Consider the following 15,128-nt stretch of genomic DNA (forward strand, 5'->3'; position numbering starts at 1 on the left):
TTCTGATGGTTAAAACTGTAATTTAAAAGGACCTTCAAAATAGGTCTGGTAAGAATCGATCAGCTTGCCATTCATGTCGTAGACTCCGATCGTAATGTTCTGCTTGGAAAGGTTCATTTCACTTTCAGGGAAGCTGATATTTACGGTTCCTTTAGTGATTTTATCCCTTTCCACCGGAATTTTGCTTGATCCGCTGTAAATGACCTCGCCGTGCTTAGGCTCAATCACTTTAATGGTCACCAGTTTTTTATCATTCGTCTTATTGAGGAAGGTATAATTGTAAGTATTGGTAATTTTTCCATCCCTTACAAAGAAGGTGCTTCCTGCCGGCTTGATGAACTTGGCTTCCATTTCCCCTCTGTTGTAGAGAAGATAGCCAAGGAATGCCGTTAAAAAGACTAGAATAAAGGCAAATCCTTTCATTCTTCCTGAAAACTTAAACTTGGTCTGCTTTTCAATTTCATTTTCCGTAGCATATCGGATAAGTCCTTTTGGTAAGCCTACTTTTTCCATCACTTCATCACAGGCATCAATACAGGCCGTGCAGTTGACACATTCCAGCTGTTGCCCGTCTCTGATGTCGATCCCGGTAGGGCAGACTACGACGCATTGGTGACAGTCGATACAGTCGCCTTTTCCAGCTGCTTTCCGGTCTTCGCCCTTTCTCCATTTCGCTCTGTTTTCCCCTCTTTTGAAATCGTAGAAAACATTTACCGTGTCTTTATCAATCAGTACACCCTGTAATCTTCCGTATGGGCAGACTAAAGTACAAACCTGCTCTCTGAACCAGGCAAATACAAAATAAAAGGCTGCCGTAAGAAGGACCATCACGATAAAATTGGTAGGATGTGCAAACGGTCCTTCGGAAACGATACGGATCACTTCTTTATACCCCACGATATACATAAACATAAAGTGGGTGATGATTAAGGAGATAAAAATGTAGATTGTCCATTTCAGTCCTCTCTTCCAGATCTTTTCGGTATTCCATTCCTGTCGGTCGAGCTTCATCTGCTTGTTCCGGTCTCCCTCGATCGCATATTCTATCTTACGGAAAATCATTTCTAGGAAAATTGTCTGAGGGCAGATCCACCCGCAGAAAATTCTGCCGAAAGCAATCGTAAATACAATGATGAATATCAGAGAGGCAATAGCTCCCAAAGTTAGGATGAAAAAATCCTGAGGATAGAAAGGCTGTCCGAAAATAAAGAACTCCCTGTCGATCACATTAAATAGGATCAGCGGATTGCCGTTGATTTTGATAAACGGTACCGCAAAATAAATCAGTAATAAAATATAGCTTACAATATGTCTATAGTTGGTAAATTTCCCTCTGGGTTTTCTGGGATATACCCATTTCCTCTTCCCGGACTGATCCATGGTGCCTATAGAATCTCTGTAAGTTTCAGGGTCCAGAACCTGGCCCTGTCCGCCGCGTGCTTCCGTTTCTTCTATGTTTGACATTTGTAATAGTATTTAAAAAAAGAAAAACATAATTCGTTACTATTTTTTAATCTAATAACAAATTATGTTTCTCATATGCTTAATTTTTATTTAAAATTATTCTTTTTCCCAATGCGCTTCAGTTCCCTGAGGAGCTGCACCGCCCTGAGCTTCTGTTACCGGAGGTAATTCCTGGTTGATGTGGTATACATACGCTGCAATCTTTTCGATTTCAGCTCCGGAAACTTCTCCGTTTTTACCGAAGGCTCTCATCGCAGGATTGTTAGGAGAACCGTTCCAGTCCATATGGAATACGTTTTTAAATAACGTTTTCTCCGGCTGGTTGATCCAGTATTTGTCGGTAAGGTTTGGTCCGATACCGCCACCACCATCTTCCTTGTGACAAGAGGCACAGTTGGTTTTAAACAATTCCTTCCCTTCTGCAATATTATCTGCTGAATATTTAGCGGTTTCAATCGTTACAGGAGGTTGTGACTTGCTGTATATTTCAATCGCTGCAATCTGCTCTTTATATTCCTGCTCGTATTCGTTGATCGGGTGAGCAAAATCGGTGAAAGAGTAGGCTGCTACATAAAGAATACAAAAAGCGGTCCCAAAGTAGAACAGGCCTACCCACCATTTCGGCAATTGGTTATCCAATTCCATGATTCCGTCGAAACCATGGTCAATAAGAATATCCTTTTCCTCAGCTGCAGACTGCTTCTTGAATGCTGCGTTGTATAATCTTTTAAAATACGGTACTTTTTTCTCAGCCAGATAAGCTGCCTTTTCTTCAGGAGATAATTTCTTGAACTTGTTGTTTTCAACAAGATCTCCGATCGCTCCTTGAATGTACGCCAGAATTCCTGCAATAATTACCGTTCCCCAGAAATAAGGAGAACTTAAGAACGCATAACTTTGTACGAACAAATAATAAAAAATAGTTAAAAGTACGATTATGATGAGTATGTTGATAACAACCGGTGTTCTTTGTTTCATAATAAATTTAATTTTTTAGATTAAAATCGTCATCCTGATCATCCTGCAGAGGCGCTTCCTCTTCTTCCTTGTAATATTTTTTAGGCTTGCTAAAAACATAGATCACTAAAGAAATGAAGAACAGCAGAAAGAAAATCAGAGCCAAGGTCTGGTAAAAACCAGCGTTGTCGGTATTGGATAAGATGTCTTTAAAATTCTGCGGGATCATGATGTGAACCTTTAATATTAGTTATTACTTGCTGTTTTAATTTCAGTTGTCTTGATATCCGTTCCTAATCTCTGAAGATAAGAGATCAGTGCTACCACTTCTTTCTTCTCCAGTTCTCCTTTAGGCTTTTGTGCATAAGCCTTTTTCAAATCCGGTGCTTCAGACATGATGTCTCTTACGATTTTGGAAGCCTGGTTGTTAGCCCATGAGTTAGCAGAGTCGATTTCAGCTTTGGTATAAGGTACTTCAAAAGCACTCTTCATCAGCTTCATTTTGTCTACCATCTTAGATCGGTCCAGATCGGTAGCGATCAGCCAAGGGTAACGAGGCATGATAGAACCTGCGGAAGTGGATCTAGGGTTATACATGTGCTTATAATGCCAGGAACTTGGGTTTTTACCTCCTTCTCTATGTAAATCCGGTCCGGTTCTTTTTGATCCCCAAAGGAAAGGTCTGTCGTAAACGAATTCCCCTGCTTTGGAATACTGCCCGTTCTTACCGTTGAATCTTACGATCTCATCTCTGAATGGTCTTACCATCTGTGAGTGACAGGCGTTACATCCTTCTCTGATATAAATATCTCTACCTTCCAGTTCAAGAGGTGAATAAGGTTTTACTGCTGAAATCGTCGGTACACTTTTCTTAAGGGAAAGGGTAGGGATAATTTCCACCATACTACCGATAGATATTGTTAGTAAGGATAAAATACCCATCAACACAGGAGTTCTTTCCAGCCAAAGGTGGGTTCCTTCTCCCTCTTTACGTTTTTTGCTGATGTTAGCCAAAGCAGGTGCTTCTGCCGGTACATCTTTCTGGAATGATCCTTTTCTTACCGTTGCTACCAGGTTTACAACCATCAGGATAGCTCCTGAAAGGTAGAACAATCCTCCTACAAATCTCATTTTAAAGTAAGGAATGATTGCTGTTACAGTGTCCAGCCAGTTTTTCCAAACCAATGTTCCGTCCGGGTTGAACTGCTTCCACATTAACCCTTGCGTAAAACCTGAAATATACATCGGTACCGCATAGAAAATGATACCCAAAGTACCTAACCAGAAATGCCAGTTAGCCAGTTTCACAGAATATAATTTCGTTCTCCAAAGAATTGGGATCAGATAATAGATTACCCCGAATGCCATGAAACCATTCCATCCAAGGGCACCTAAGTGTACGTGTCCGATAACCCAGTCTGTAAAGTGACCGATTTTATTGATGTTTTTTGTTGCCAATAATGGTCCTTCAAACGTTGCCATCCCATAACAAGTTACAGCTACAACGAAAAATTTAAGAATAGGATTTTCCCTTACTTTATCCCAGGCACCTCTTAAGGTAAGAAGTCCGTTCAGCATTCCTCCCCATGACGGTGCGATCAGCATGATCGAAAATCCTGTTCCTACAGCCTGAGCCCAGGCCGGAAGAGCAGTATACTGAAGGTGGTGAGGGCCAGCCCAGATGTACACGAAGATCAAAGACCAGAAGTGAATGATCGATAATTTATAAGAGAATACAGGTCTGTCTGCTGCTTTCGGTAAGAAATAATACATCAGACCAAGTACCGGCGTTGTAAGAACGAATGCTACGGCATTGTGTCCGTACCACCATTGTACGATAGCGTCTTTTACCCCTGCATAAGCTGAATAAGACTTCCATCCTGTAAAAGAAAGAGGCACCTCAAGGTTGTTGAAGATGTGCAGCATCGCTACTGCAATCCATGTACCTACATAGAACCAGATCGCTACGTAAAGGTGTCTTACCCTTCTTTTGGCAATAGTCAGGAACATATTCGCTCCGAAAATGATCCATGAGAAGGCGATCAGAATATCGATTGGCCATTCGTGCTCTGCGTATTCTTTAGAAGTGTTAATTCCCATGAAGAACGTTACGTACGTTACAAGGATCATAATCTGCCATGTCCAGAAATGGATCCAGGATAAGGTATCGCTGTACATTCTTGTTTTTAATAATCTCTGTAAAGAGTAGTACACCCCTACATAAACCACATTCATTACGAATGCAAAAATTACAGTGGTCGTGTGCAACATCCTGATTCTTCCGAACCCGAATGCACCATGCGTTTTTATCAATCCGTCGATACCGCCACCTAAACTTTTAATGGTAGTATCATCAGTTCCGAAAATAAATTCCGGAAGCTCAGGATAAAAAAGCATCAATGCCGCCGTAAGCCCGAATAAAAACCCTATGATCCCGAAAGCTACGGTCGCATAGAGGAATGCCCGGACAATACTGTTGTCATAACTAAACTTTTGTGTTTCCATATCAACTATTCACTTTTATCTTCAATTTTATTATTTTCTCCTTTTTCTTTCGTGTCTTCTTTGTCGTCGGATTCTTCCTTTTCCTTGATTTCATCGGAGTCGAACAGAATTCTTACAGCAGGGGATTCATCATCCTCAAACTGCCCTTTTCTCGCGTAGATAATAAACACGACCAGGAAAACAGCAGCTAAAGAAACACTGCAAAGGATCATTAAATACAGAATATCCATTAGACAACAAAATTAACCTATTTTCGGGGTTCAAATTTAATGAAAAATAATGACTTTCATCACGAAATACGGGTTTTGGATAATTTAAAATCAGTCTAAATAAGCCTGTTTATGCCTGGTTTTTGAAATATTTTCTGCCAAGAATCCAGGTTGAAAGTGTCGTAAATGAAACTACCGTAATCGAACTTGCCGGCATGATCAAAGCGGCAAAAAGAGGATGCATATGACCTGTAACTGCGTAACTTAAACCGACGATATTGTAAAGAAAACTAATTATAAATGTGATTTTCACAATCTTGATCGAACCTTTGCATACATTCAGGTAGCGATCCAGCGTTACTACTTTTTCACCGTTCATAATCACATCTGAAGATGGGGTAAAACTGTTGGAATCATCGGCAATTGCAATTCCCACATTACTCTGTTTCAGCGCACCTGCATCGTTTAGTCCATCGCCGAGCATAACGACTTTCATATTTTGACTCTGAAGATTCTGGATGTAGTTCAGTTTATCCTCAGGATTTTGGTTGAATGCCATGGATTTGTAGTTCGGAATCAGTTCTTTAAGCTGATCTTCCTCCGAAGAATTGTCGCCGCTCAGAATATAAACTTTATAATTTGTCAGCTTTCTGAAAAGGTCTTTCAGGTTCTCACGGTATTCATTTTTAAAGATAAATTTTCCTAAAAACTCATTATTCTTACTCACATATACGGCAGTCTCAAGGTTTTTGGATTCCTGATTGTTGTATTTTGCCGATCCGATTTTGTAAATATTTCCTCTTACGCTTGCCTCATACCCCTTTCCTGAAATCTCCCTGAAATGTTCCGCCGGGAAATATTCATCCTTAACCTCGATGAATTCATACAGCGATTTGGAAAGCGGATGGTTGGAATTTTTAAGCAGGGTCTTGATATTCAATGAATCAAATTCTGAAATCTCAGCACCTTCATATCTTATATTTGACTTTTTGCGGTGGGTGATGGTTCCTGTCTTGTCAAAAACAATCGTATCCAGTTTTGCAATTTTCTCAATCGTTAAGGTATCTTTTACATAGAATTTATTCCTGCCTAAAATCCTCATAATGTGACCGAACGTGAACGGAGCCGAAAGCGCAAGCGCACAAGGGCACGCAATGATCAGGATGGCGGAAATAACCTGGAACATTTTCTCCATATCAACTGTTGCCCAGTAAATTCCAGCAACAAGGGCAATGCCTAAAATTATGAATGTGAAATATTTACTGATGGTGTTCGTCAATGTATCCAGTCCGGTCTCGTGCTTTTTAAAGGCTTCTTTGTTCCACAGTTGTGTCAGGTAACTCTGATCTACATCCTTAATTACTTCCAGTTCCAGCGAAGAGCCGATCTGCTTGCCTCCGGCGAAGATCTTATCACCCGGCTGTTTGCTGATGCTTTCGCTTTCCCCCGTGATAAAACTGTTGTCGATGTTTCCTTCTCCGCTGATCAGAATAGCGTCCACCGGAATGATTTCCTGGTTTCTCACTAAAATCCGGTCTCCAACCTTAACATCTGAAAGCAAAATATTTTCCTGCTTCCCTTCAAAATCAACCTTCGTTACGGCAATAGGGTAAAACGATTTGTAATCCCGGTCGTACGAAAGCGCGTTGTAAGTCCTCTTCTGGAAAATCTTACCCAGGAGCATGAAGAACAGAAGTCCGCAGAGTGTATCAAAATAGCCCGGACCGTAATTGGTCGCCACTTCGTACAGACTTCGTCCGAAAAGAACGATAATTCCCAGCACAATCGGAACGTCGATATTCACGATCCTGTTTTTAAGGCCGTACCAGGCCGATTTATAATAATCCGATGCGGAATAGACCACCACTGGAATCGCCAGTAAACACATCAGAGCCCTGAAAAGCCCTTTGTAATGTTCCATCCAGTAATCTTCGCCGCCGATGTATTCCGGAAATGCCAGAAACATTCCGTTTCCGAAGGCAAAAGCGGCTATGGCAAACTTTACCAGCAGCGATTTGTCAAGATGTTCCACATTTTTGTCCGCTGTTTCAAGGCTAATGACCGGCTTGTAACCTAAATTGGTTAAAAAGTTAGCTAATTCGCTTAATTTAAGTTCGTTATGGTTAAAAGAAATTTGTAAGGTCTTTCTGGTGAAGTTAACCTGGGAATATTTAATGCTCTTGTTCAAAGTATGCAGGCTTTCCAGCAGCCAGATACACGACGAACAGTGAATGACGGGAATCTTGAAAGTCACTAAACTTGTACCTCCTTCCGAAAAATCCGTTACCTTATCGAAAATTTCCTGAGCATCAAGATATTCAAACTGTGATGAGCTTTCATCCGGCCGGATGCCTGCCCTCTTGTTTAATTCGTAAAAATTACTTAAATTGTTGGTATTCAGAATTTCGTAAACAGACTTACAACCATTGCAGCAGAAAGTCTTTTCATCAAACAGAATTCTTTCCTTTTCGATCTCTTGACCACAATGAAAACAGTTCTCGCTCACCTCCATAAATTATTGAACTACAAAATTATAACAATTTTTTTTGTTTATCGGATTAAAAAGTTCTATTTTTGTGATAAATGTCATATAGAATGTCGCAGGAACAACAGATTGCAATTGAAGAGAGATTTGCCAGAGTTTTTAGTGATAAATCGTTTAAGGAAAGACTTTCCAGCGCCGATTTTGAAAAATATATCAATGGTAAAAAGAAATTTTCTTTTCAGAAGCATGATACTATTTTCGAGGACGGCGAAACACCGAAAGGCGTTTTTGTATTGGAAAAAGGGGCAGCTAAGCTTTCCAAATCAGGAGCTTTCGGAAAAGACCAGATTTTACGGTTCATCAAAGAGGGCGATATCATCGGTTACCGCTCTTTGCTTTGCGGTGAAAATTTCCAGGCCAAAGCCGAAGCGATGACCGATATCGAAGCGACTTTTTTACCGGCCGACATTTTTATGTATCTTCTGGAAGTAGATCCTCAGCTTTCTTTTGTAATGCTTCAGAAAATCGCCTACGAGCTGGGAGAATCTTCCAACACCATCACTTTCCTGGCACAGAAAACCGTCCGCGAAAGACTCGCTGAAATTTTATTGCTTTTAGAGCAGAAATTAGGTGTTGATCCGGAAGGCTTCATCAAAATTTCTTTGACAAGAGAAGAAATTGCCAACATCATCGGGACGGCTACCGAAAGTGCCATCCGTCTGATCTCCGAATTCAAAGGTGACCAGCTCATCGAAGTAGACGGGCGGAACATCAAAATTCTCAACCACGACAAATTAATGAAACTCGGTCACGTAGTTTTATAAATCATACAAAACTTTAAGTCGGCTCAGTGCCGACTTTTTAACTTTTAAAAAATAGATACATTATGTCTGTTCATTCTGAAATTAAAAAAGTTACTACAGAAACCTTGCGTAAAATGAAATTCGACAAGGAAAAAATAACAATGCTTACGGCGTACGATTATACCACTGCGAAAATGGTGGATGCAGGAGGAATTGATGCGGTCCTGATCGGGGATTCTGCGGCCAATGTAATGGCGGGTTTTGAAACGACACTGCCGATTACCCTGGATCAGATGATCTACCACTCTCAGAGCGTGGTCAGAGGAACCGACAGGGCATTGGTTGTAGCCGATTTACCTTTCGGAACGTACCAGAGCAATCCTGAAAAAGCCCTGGAATCCGCAGTGAGGATGATGAAGGAAGGCGGAGCGCATGCCGTGAAGATCGAAGGCGGAAAGGAAATTTCAAAATCAATCAAGAAAATCATCAATGCCGGAATTCCTGTGATGGGACACTTGGGATTAACCCCACAATCGATTTACAAGTTCGGGACCTATAAAGTCAGGGCCAAAGAAGAAGCGGAAGCGGAAAAACTGATTGCCGATGCGCAGCTGTTGGAAGAATTAGGGTGCTTTGCCGTGGTTTTGGAAAAAATCCCTGCGGATCTGGCCAAGAAAGTAACGGAAGCCGTTTCCATTCCGACCATCGGAATCGGAGCAGGAGCCCATTGTGACGGTCAGGTGCTGGTATATCATGATATGGTGGGAATGAACAAAGGCTTCAGCCCGAAATTTTTAAGAAGATACCTGGATCTGTACACTGAAATTACCGGTGCCGTGGCGCAGTATGTAAAAGATGTAAAAGGACAGGATTTCCCTAATGAAAGTGAAAGTTATTAATTCATGAGAAACCAACAGCAAACTCAGGGGATTATATCCATCATTGCGTTGTTCTGCCTTGTGGTGGGATGGTTTAACCTCTTTTCCCCGGAAATCAACAATTTATTATCACGGAAAATTTTTTACGTTCTCATCGGGATCAGCTTCTTTCTGCAGGCCCCTTTTTTAAAGAATAAGAATTTTAGCTATGGAATGTATGCAGTTGCAGCAGTCTGTGTGCTGGGAGGTTTGCTGATCCCGGTGGGCTCAGGAATGGAATCACTAAAAACCCTTGCCGTTTTTGTAGGGCTTATTATAACATTTTCAGGCCGGCAAAGTTATCGTCAATAAAGTATGAAGGATCAGATTGTATATGAAGATAACCATCTTCTGGTGATCAATAAGAAAGTCGGGCAGCTCGTACAGGGCGACAAAACCGGCGACGAATCCTTATTGGAAACCATTAAGGATTTTATAAAAAAAAGGGACAACAAGCCGGGGAATGTATTTCTCGGCTTGGTTCACCGTATTGACCGGCCGACTTCAGGTTTGGTGATTTATGCCAAAACCTCAAAGGCTTTGTCGCGTCTGACGCAGATGGTAAAAAATCGCGAAGTTAAGAAAACCTACTGGGCGGTAGTCGCTAAAGAAATGATTCCCAAAACCCAGAGGCTGGTACATTATTTAAAGAAAAACGAAAAGAACAACAAAGCCATTGTTTTTCCTAAAGTGACGGACGGTGCTAAAGAAGCAATTCTTACTTACAACGTGATCAAAGCTCTGGAGAACTATCTTTTGCTTGAAATCGATCTTGAGACCGGAAGACATCATCAGATCAGGGCCCAGTTATCCAAAATCGGCGTTCCCATCAAAGGGGATCTCAAATACGGCGCTCCGCGTTCAAACCCCGACGGCGGAATCAACCTTCACGCCCGGAAGCTGGAATTCATCCATCCTGTTACCAAGGAAAATATAGAAATCATAGCCCCGGTTCCGCAGAATGATGCGGTCTGGAGGGCTTGTGAAGATTAATTTAATTTAACTCGGAGTAGAAATCGGACAGGCTGGAAGAGGGAAGCCGGATGCTGGAGGTTTCTCTTGTCAAAGATAGGATCAAAGGTTTTGATAATCAAACTGGATATTTTGTCGATTTCTTGCAAAGTTCTAATTTAATACTAAATAAATAGCTTGGTTTTATTTTTCAGCTAAGGTTGAATTTATATTATTTTAAAGTCCCAAAGGGATGGCTTTTTGTAGGTTAGGATAAAAGCCTATCAGAAGTATTAACCGTATTTAATTCAGCTATCCTATTCATTAGAAACAATGCCGATTCGCTGGCTACTACTTCGGCTACGATGTTAGCAAAAAATTTCCGGCATACGGCTTTCCTCGTGCAGTCTTCTGTCTATAATGTGTTAATTGTAAAATACATCCGTATAAATACCTGCTGAAAAGACAGGATTTTCCTGAGCAACGCATTGGTTTTTTTAATAATTTTACGGGATAAATTTAAAAAACAATACCATGCTTACACTCGGACAATTAAAAGAAGCCACCTGTTCCAAATCGGATTATGCTTCCAAGTTTTTACCCTATGTTGTCGAAACATGCAACAAATTTTCAATCAATACACCCGCAAGAATGCTTAATTTCCTGGCACAGGTCGGGCACGAGAGCGGCGGTCTTTTTTATACGGAGGAACTGGCCAGCGGAAGTGCTTATGAAGGCAGAAAAGATCTGGGAAACACCCAGAAAGGTGACGGTGTAAAATTCAAGGGCCGGGGCCTTATTCAGATTACCGGGAGAGCTAATTACCTGGCTGTTTCCAAAGCACTGGGGGCCGATTTTATTGCAAACCCGACTCTTTTAGGCGGAAAAAATGTGACGAAATGCAGCAATGCCCAGCTGGAAAATGCAGCTAAAAGCGCCGGATGGTTCTGGAACACCCGTAAACTGAACGATCTTGCCGATCAGATTGATCTTACCAAAGGTATCGATACCGGAAACAACCTGGTAATTTTCAAAAAAATTACAAAAGCTATTAACGGCGGCTATAACGGATTGCCGGACCGGCTGAACCGATATAAAACGGGGCTGACTTATTTTCTTTAAAAGGTAGATGTGCAGCTATTTATCCCTCAATAATATGTAAATTTAAAAAGATTATCTCAACGGGATAATCTTTTTTATTGGTCTGAATTTTACGGTTTCAAACATCTGGCTTATGGATTCCAATATCAGACTTCTATCATCCATTACCCAACTTCCGCCTTAAAAAAAAAATTGCCCGTTCAAAAAAAATGGCTACCTTCGTCTCAGACTTTAGGGGTGTCTGTTGAAAAAACAGGCTGAGAATTACCCTTTGAACCTGATCCGGATCATACCGGCGTAGGGAAAAGTGCAATGACTTTGCTGTACATTCTTTTGTACCGTCATGGGCATTCCTAAAGCAGATATAAAATTTAGGAATGGAACTCACAATCAACCACACCCGGAAAACTTTTAATGTACTTCCTGCCACGCTGGAAGCATTGCTGGCTATGGAATTTCCCCAAAAGCGAAAAGGTATCGCCGTAGCCCTCAACAACCGTATTATCCCTCAACATTCCTGGGCGGAAACATTACTCAACGACAAAGACTCCGTTTTAATCATCACCGCCACTCAGGGCGGTTAATCCCATAAAAACAAATTGTATGGCTCATAACATCACCCGTTTGCCTTTCCCGAACTCAAAAAAGATCTATGTGGAAGGAAAAATTCATCCCATCCAGGTCGCAATGCGCGAAATAGAGCTCAGTCCGACCAAACTTTCCAATGGAACGTTGGAACACAACCCGCCGGTTACTGTTTACGATACTTCCGGACCCTATACCGACGAAAATTCTGAAATTGATATCGAAAAAGGCCTGCCGAGAATCCGTGAACAGTGGATCCTGGACCGCAACGACGTAGAAATCCTGGAGGGGATTACCTCCGAATACGGAAAAGCCAGGCTTGCCGATTCAAAGCTGGATCAACTCCGGTTTTCATACAATCACAAGCCGAAAGTAGCCAAAGAAGGAAAAGAAGTTACCCAACTATACTACGCCAGACAGGGAATTATCACCCCCGAAATGGAGTACATCGCCATCCGGGAAAACCTGCGCATCGAGGAGTTGGAGACTGTTTCCAAAGAAATGGCTTCCCAGCATACCGGAAACAGCTTCGGGGCAAGAACGCCTAAAGGCAAAATTACACCTGAATTTGTACGGGACGAAATTGCCGCAGGGAGAGCGATCATTCCCAATAACATCAACCATCCGGAAAGCGAACCGATGATCATCGGACGAAACTTTTTAGTGAAGATCAATGCCAACATCGGGAACAGTGCCGTTTCCTCAAGCATTGAAGAGGAAGTGGAAAAAGCAGTCTGGGCCTGCCGCTGGGGTGCCGATACGATCATGGACCTGTCAACAGGGAAAAATATCCATGAAACAAGGGAGTGGATCATCAGAAACAGTCCGGTTCCGATTGGTACCGTTCCGATCTATCAGGCACTGGAAAAAGCAAAAGGCGTCGCAGAAGACTTAACCTGGGAAATTTTTAAAGATACTTTGATCGAGCAGGCGGAGCAGGGCGTTTCCTATTTTACCATTCATGCCGGTGTTTTGCTGAGGTATATCCACCTGACGGCAAAACGGGTAACCGGAATAGTTTCCAGGGGAGGATCGATTATGGCCAAATGGTGCCTGTTCCATCATAAAGAAAACTTTCTGTATACGCATTTTGAAGAGATCTGCGAGATCATGAAAAAATATGATGTGGCTTTTTCCTTAGGCGATGGTCTTCGTCCAGGCTCTATCGCTGATGCCAATGACGAAGCGCAGTTTGCAGAACTGGAAACTTTAGGGGAACTCACAAAAATTGCGTGGAAACATAATGTCCAGGTGATGATCGAAGGCCCGGGCCACGTCCCGATGCACATGATCAAGGAAAATATGGACAAGCAGCTGGAAGAGTGCCACGAAGCGCCTTTTTATACCTTAGGGCCACTTACAACGGACATTGCGCCTGGCTATGACCATATTACTTCCGGGATCGGTGCGGCGATGATCGGCTGGTTCGGCTGTGCGATGCTTTGCTATGTAACTCCGAAGGAGCATCTTGGGCTTCCGAACAGAGACGATGTAAAAGTTGGCGTAATTACGTACAAGCTGGCAGCCCATGCAGCAGACTTGGCAAAAGGCCATCCCGGCGCCCAGTATAGGGACAATGCTTTAAGCAAAGCAAGATTTGAATTCCGTTGGGAAGACCAGTTCAACCTTTCGCTCGATCCGGAGACGGCAAGTTCTTACCATGATGAAACCCTTCCGGCTGACGGAGCCAAAGTGGCCCATTTCTGCTCGATGTGCGGACCGAAATTCTGCTCGATGAAAATCACCCAAGAAATCCGTGAGTCTGCCGAACAGGGAATGTTAGATAAATCCCAGGAATTCATCGAAAAAGGGAAGGAGATTTATATATGATCATCGTCATCACGCCTGAACAATCCGTGCGGAATGAAACTGAAGTCATAAATGAATTGTTTCGGGAAGGACTGGAATTGCTTCATGTGAGAAAACCGGTAATGAATGCCGCAACCATGCGAAATTATATAAAAAATATTGATTCCGGCTTTCATGAAAGGCTGGCTCTGCACAGCCATTATATCCTGGCTGAAGAATTCGGGACTTCCAGGCTCCACTTTAAAGAAGTGGAAAGACCGAATATCCCGGAACATTTTTTTGACGAATATATTGTATCGACTTCAGTACACCATATTGATGACTTCAATACGCTGGATTCACGCTGGGAGTATGTATTTCTGGGTCCTGTGTTTCCGAGTATTTCCAAGAAAGGTTATGGAAATGGCTCGAAAATTCTGAAAAGTATCCGGCAGCGGGAAAATGATGATTCCAAACTTATCGCTTTGGGCGGGATCAATCCGCATAATATTAATATGGTTTTTTCAGAAGATGTGGACGGAGCCGCTTTGCTGGGAGCCATCTGGGAAAGTGAAGAACCTTTAAAAACATATATCCAATGCAGACAGAACGTCCTTTTGTTATGACCATTGCCGGCTTCGACCCAAGTGGCGGGGCAGGTATCCTGGCAGACTGTAAAACTTTTGAACAGCTGAAAGTTCAGGGATTAGGCGTATGTACGGCCATTACAATTCAGACTGACTCTCAGTGCCTGAGCCTGGAATGGCAGCCGTTAGACAAGGTTACATCAGCTATCAGCATTTTAATGGAGAAGTATCCTGTGAGAGCGGTCAAAATCGGAGTGGTAAAGGATTCTGAATTTTTACATGAAATTATGAAAACCGTTAAACTCCATGCTCCTGAAGCGAAGATCATCTGGGATCCGGTGTTGAAAAGTACTTCTGAGTTTACCTTTTTTGATCTGAATACCATTCCGGACTTAAAAAATGTTTTAAATGAAATTGATCTGATCACTCCAAATTATCACGAATATCAGGTTTTACAGAAAAACATCTTGTTTGATTGTGAAAACTCATGTACGGTGCTCATTAAAGGCGGACACCGGGAATACAGTTTAGGGACAGATATTCTAAGAATTAAAGGAAAAGAAATTCCTATTTCACCTTATCATCAAGATGGAGTCTATCATCCGAAGCATGGTTCCGGTTGTGTGCTGTCGTCCGTGATTGCAGCACAGTTGGCGAGGGGAGAAGATATGGAAACGGCCTGCCGGAAAGGAAAAGAATATATCGAAAAATTTTTAATGGGAACTCCCGGTCTGCTGGGATTCCATTCCTGAAATTTCTTAATTCAATTAAAAATA

The 15,128-nt window shown here is 42.1% G+C and carries 15 protein-coding genes and 1 riboswitch; of the genes, 9 read left to right on the forward strand and 6 right to left on the reverse strand.

Going from position 1 to position 15,128, the window contains the following annotated elements:
- Positions 1-9 precede the first annotated feature (9 nt).
- The 6 genes from ccoG to ACED20_RS08825 all read right to left on the reverse strand — a co-directional run bounded on the left by ccoG (position 10) and on the right by ACED20_RS08825 (position 7,641).
- Positions 10-1,464 (reverse strand): cytochrome c oxidase accessory protein CcoG, encoded by a 1,455-nt coding sequence (ccoG, locus tag ACED20_RS08800; RefSeq protein ID WP_294231063.1) that lies wholly within the window; start codon positions 1,462-1,464, stop codon positions 10-12.
- Positions 1,465-1,560: 96 nt separating this feature from the next.
- On the reverse strand, positions 1,561-2,442 hold the full coding sequence (locus ACED20_RS08805) for a cbb3-type cytochrome c oxidase N-terminal domain-containing protein (RefSeq protein WP_294216219.1): 882 nt from the start codon (positions 2,440-2,442) through the stop codon (positions 1,561-1,563).
- A gap of 7 nt (positions 2,443-2,449) precedes the next feature.
- Positions 2,450-2,650 carry a CcoQ/FixQ family Cbb3-type cytochrome c oxidase assembly chaperone gene (locus ACED20_RS08810; protein WP_146940745.1) on the reverse strand — a complete coding sequence of 67 codons (201 nt, stop codon included), beginning with the start codon at positions 2,648-2,650 and terminating at the stop codon, positions 2,450-2,452.
- 17 nt (positions 2,651-2,667) lie between these two features.
- Positions 2,668-4,926: a cytochrome-c oxidase, cbb3-type subunit I gene (ccoN, locus tag ACED20_RS08815; protein ID WP_294201494.1), complete on the reverse strand. Its 2,259-nt coding sequence runs from the start codon at positions 4,924-4,926 to the stop codon at positions 2,668-2,670.
- A gap of 5 nt (positions 4,927-4,931) precedes the next feature.
- Entirely contained in the window at positions 4,932-5,156 is a 225-nt protein-coding gene (gene ccoS, locus ACED20_RS08820) for a cbb3-type cytochrome oxidase assembly protein CcoS (protein WP_294201495.1), read from the reverse strand.
- Between the two features lie 109 nt (positions 5,157-5,265).
- Positions 5,266-7,641 carry a heavy metal translocating P-type ATPase metal-binding domain-containing protein gene (locus ACED20_RS08825; protein ID WP_295213411.1) on the reverse strand — a complete coding sequence of 792 codons (2,376 nt, stop codon included), beginning with the start codon at positions 7,639-7,641 and terminating at the stop codon, positions 5,266-5,268.
- An 89-nt stretch (positions 7,642-7,730) separates the two neighbouring features.
- Here ACED20_RS08825 and ACED20_RS08830 point away from each other — a divergent pair, with 89 nt between their 5' ends.
- The 9 genes from ACED20_RS08830 to ACED20_RS08870 all read left to right on the forward strand — a co-directional run bounded on the left by ACED20_RS08830 (position 7,731) and on the right by ACED20_RS08870 (position 15,104).
- Positions 7,731-8,444: a Crp/Fnr family transcriptional regulator gene (locus ACED20_RS08830; protein WP_294201497.1), complete on the forward strand. Its 714-nt coding sequence runs from the start codon at positions 7,731-7,733 to the stop codon at positions 8,442-8,444.
- Positions 8,445-8,506: 62 nt separating this feature from the next.
- Positions 8,507-9,322, forward strand: a complete 816-nt coding sequence (gene panB, locus ACED20_RS08835) for a 3-methyl-2-oxobutanoate hydroxymethyltransferase (protein ID WP_149247258.1) — start codon at positions 8,507-8,509, stop codon at positions 9,320-9,322.
- A gap of 3 nt (positions 9,323-9,325) precedes the next feature.
- Positions 9,326-9,652 (forward strand): hypothetical protein, encoded by a 327-nt coding sequence (locus tag ACED20_RS08840; protein ID WP_378104211.1) that lies wholly within the window; start codon positions 9,326-9,328, stop codon positions 9,650-9,652.
- 3 nt (positions 9,653-9,655) lie between these two features.
- Complete coding sequence (locus ACED20_RS08845) at positions 9,656-10,333, forward strand: RluA family pseudouridine synthase (protein WP_294236312.1); 678 nt, start codon at positions 9,656-9,658, stop codon at positions 10,331-10,333.
- 492 nt (positions 10,334-10,825) lie between these two features.
- On the forward strand, positions 10,826-11,413 hold the full coding sequence (locus tag ACED20_RS08850) for a glycoside hydrolase family 19 protein (protein ID WP_345766724.1): 588 nt from the start codon (positions 10,826-10,828) through the stop codon (positions 11,411-11,413).
- A 202-nt stretch (positions 11,414-11,615) separates the two neighbouring features.
- A riboswitch (TPP riboswitch) is annotated at positions 11,616-11,713 on the forward strand.
- Between the two features lie 56 nt (positions 11,714-11,769).
- Positions 11,770-11,976 carry a sulfur carrier protein ThiS gene (gene thiS, locus ACED20_RS08855; protein ID WP_294199388.1) on the forward strand — a complete coding sequence of 69 codons (207 nt, stop codon included), beginning with the start codon at positions 11,770-11,772 and terminating at the stop codon, positions 11,974-11,976.
- A gap of 19 nt (positions 11,977-11,995) precedes the next feature.
- Positions 11,996-13,807: a phosphomethylpyrimidine synthase ThiC gene (gene thiC / locus ACED20_RS08860; RefSeq protein ID WP_378104212.1), complete on the forward strand. Its 1,812-nt coding sequence runs from the start codon at positions 11,996-11,998 to the stop codon at positions 13,805-13,807.
- Positions 13,804-14,391, forward strand: a complete 588-nt coding sequence (locus ACED20_RS08865) for a thiamine phosphate synthase (protein ID WP_345766723.1) — start codon at positions 13,804-13,806, stop codon at positions 14,389-14,391. The genes thiC and ACED20_RS08865 overlap by 4 nt, the downstream gene beginning before the upstream one ends.
- Positions 14,364-15,104, forward strand: a complete 741-nt coding sequence (locus ACED20_RS08870; protein ID WP_345766722.1) for a hydroxymethylpyrimidine/phosphomethylpyrimidine kinase — start codon at positions 14,364-14,366, stop codon at positions 15,102-15,104. The genes ACED20_RS08865 and ACED20_RS08870 overlap by 28 nt, the downstream gene beginning before the upstream one ends.
- Positions 15,105-15,128 lie beyond the last annotated feature (24 nt).

It is taken from the genome of Chryseobacterium sp. sg2396 (assembly GCF_042610505.1).
Lineage (GTDB): Bacteria > Bacteroidota > Bacteroidia > Flavobacteriales > Weeksellaceae > Chryseobacterium.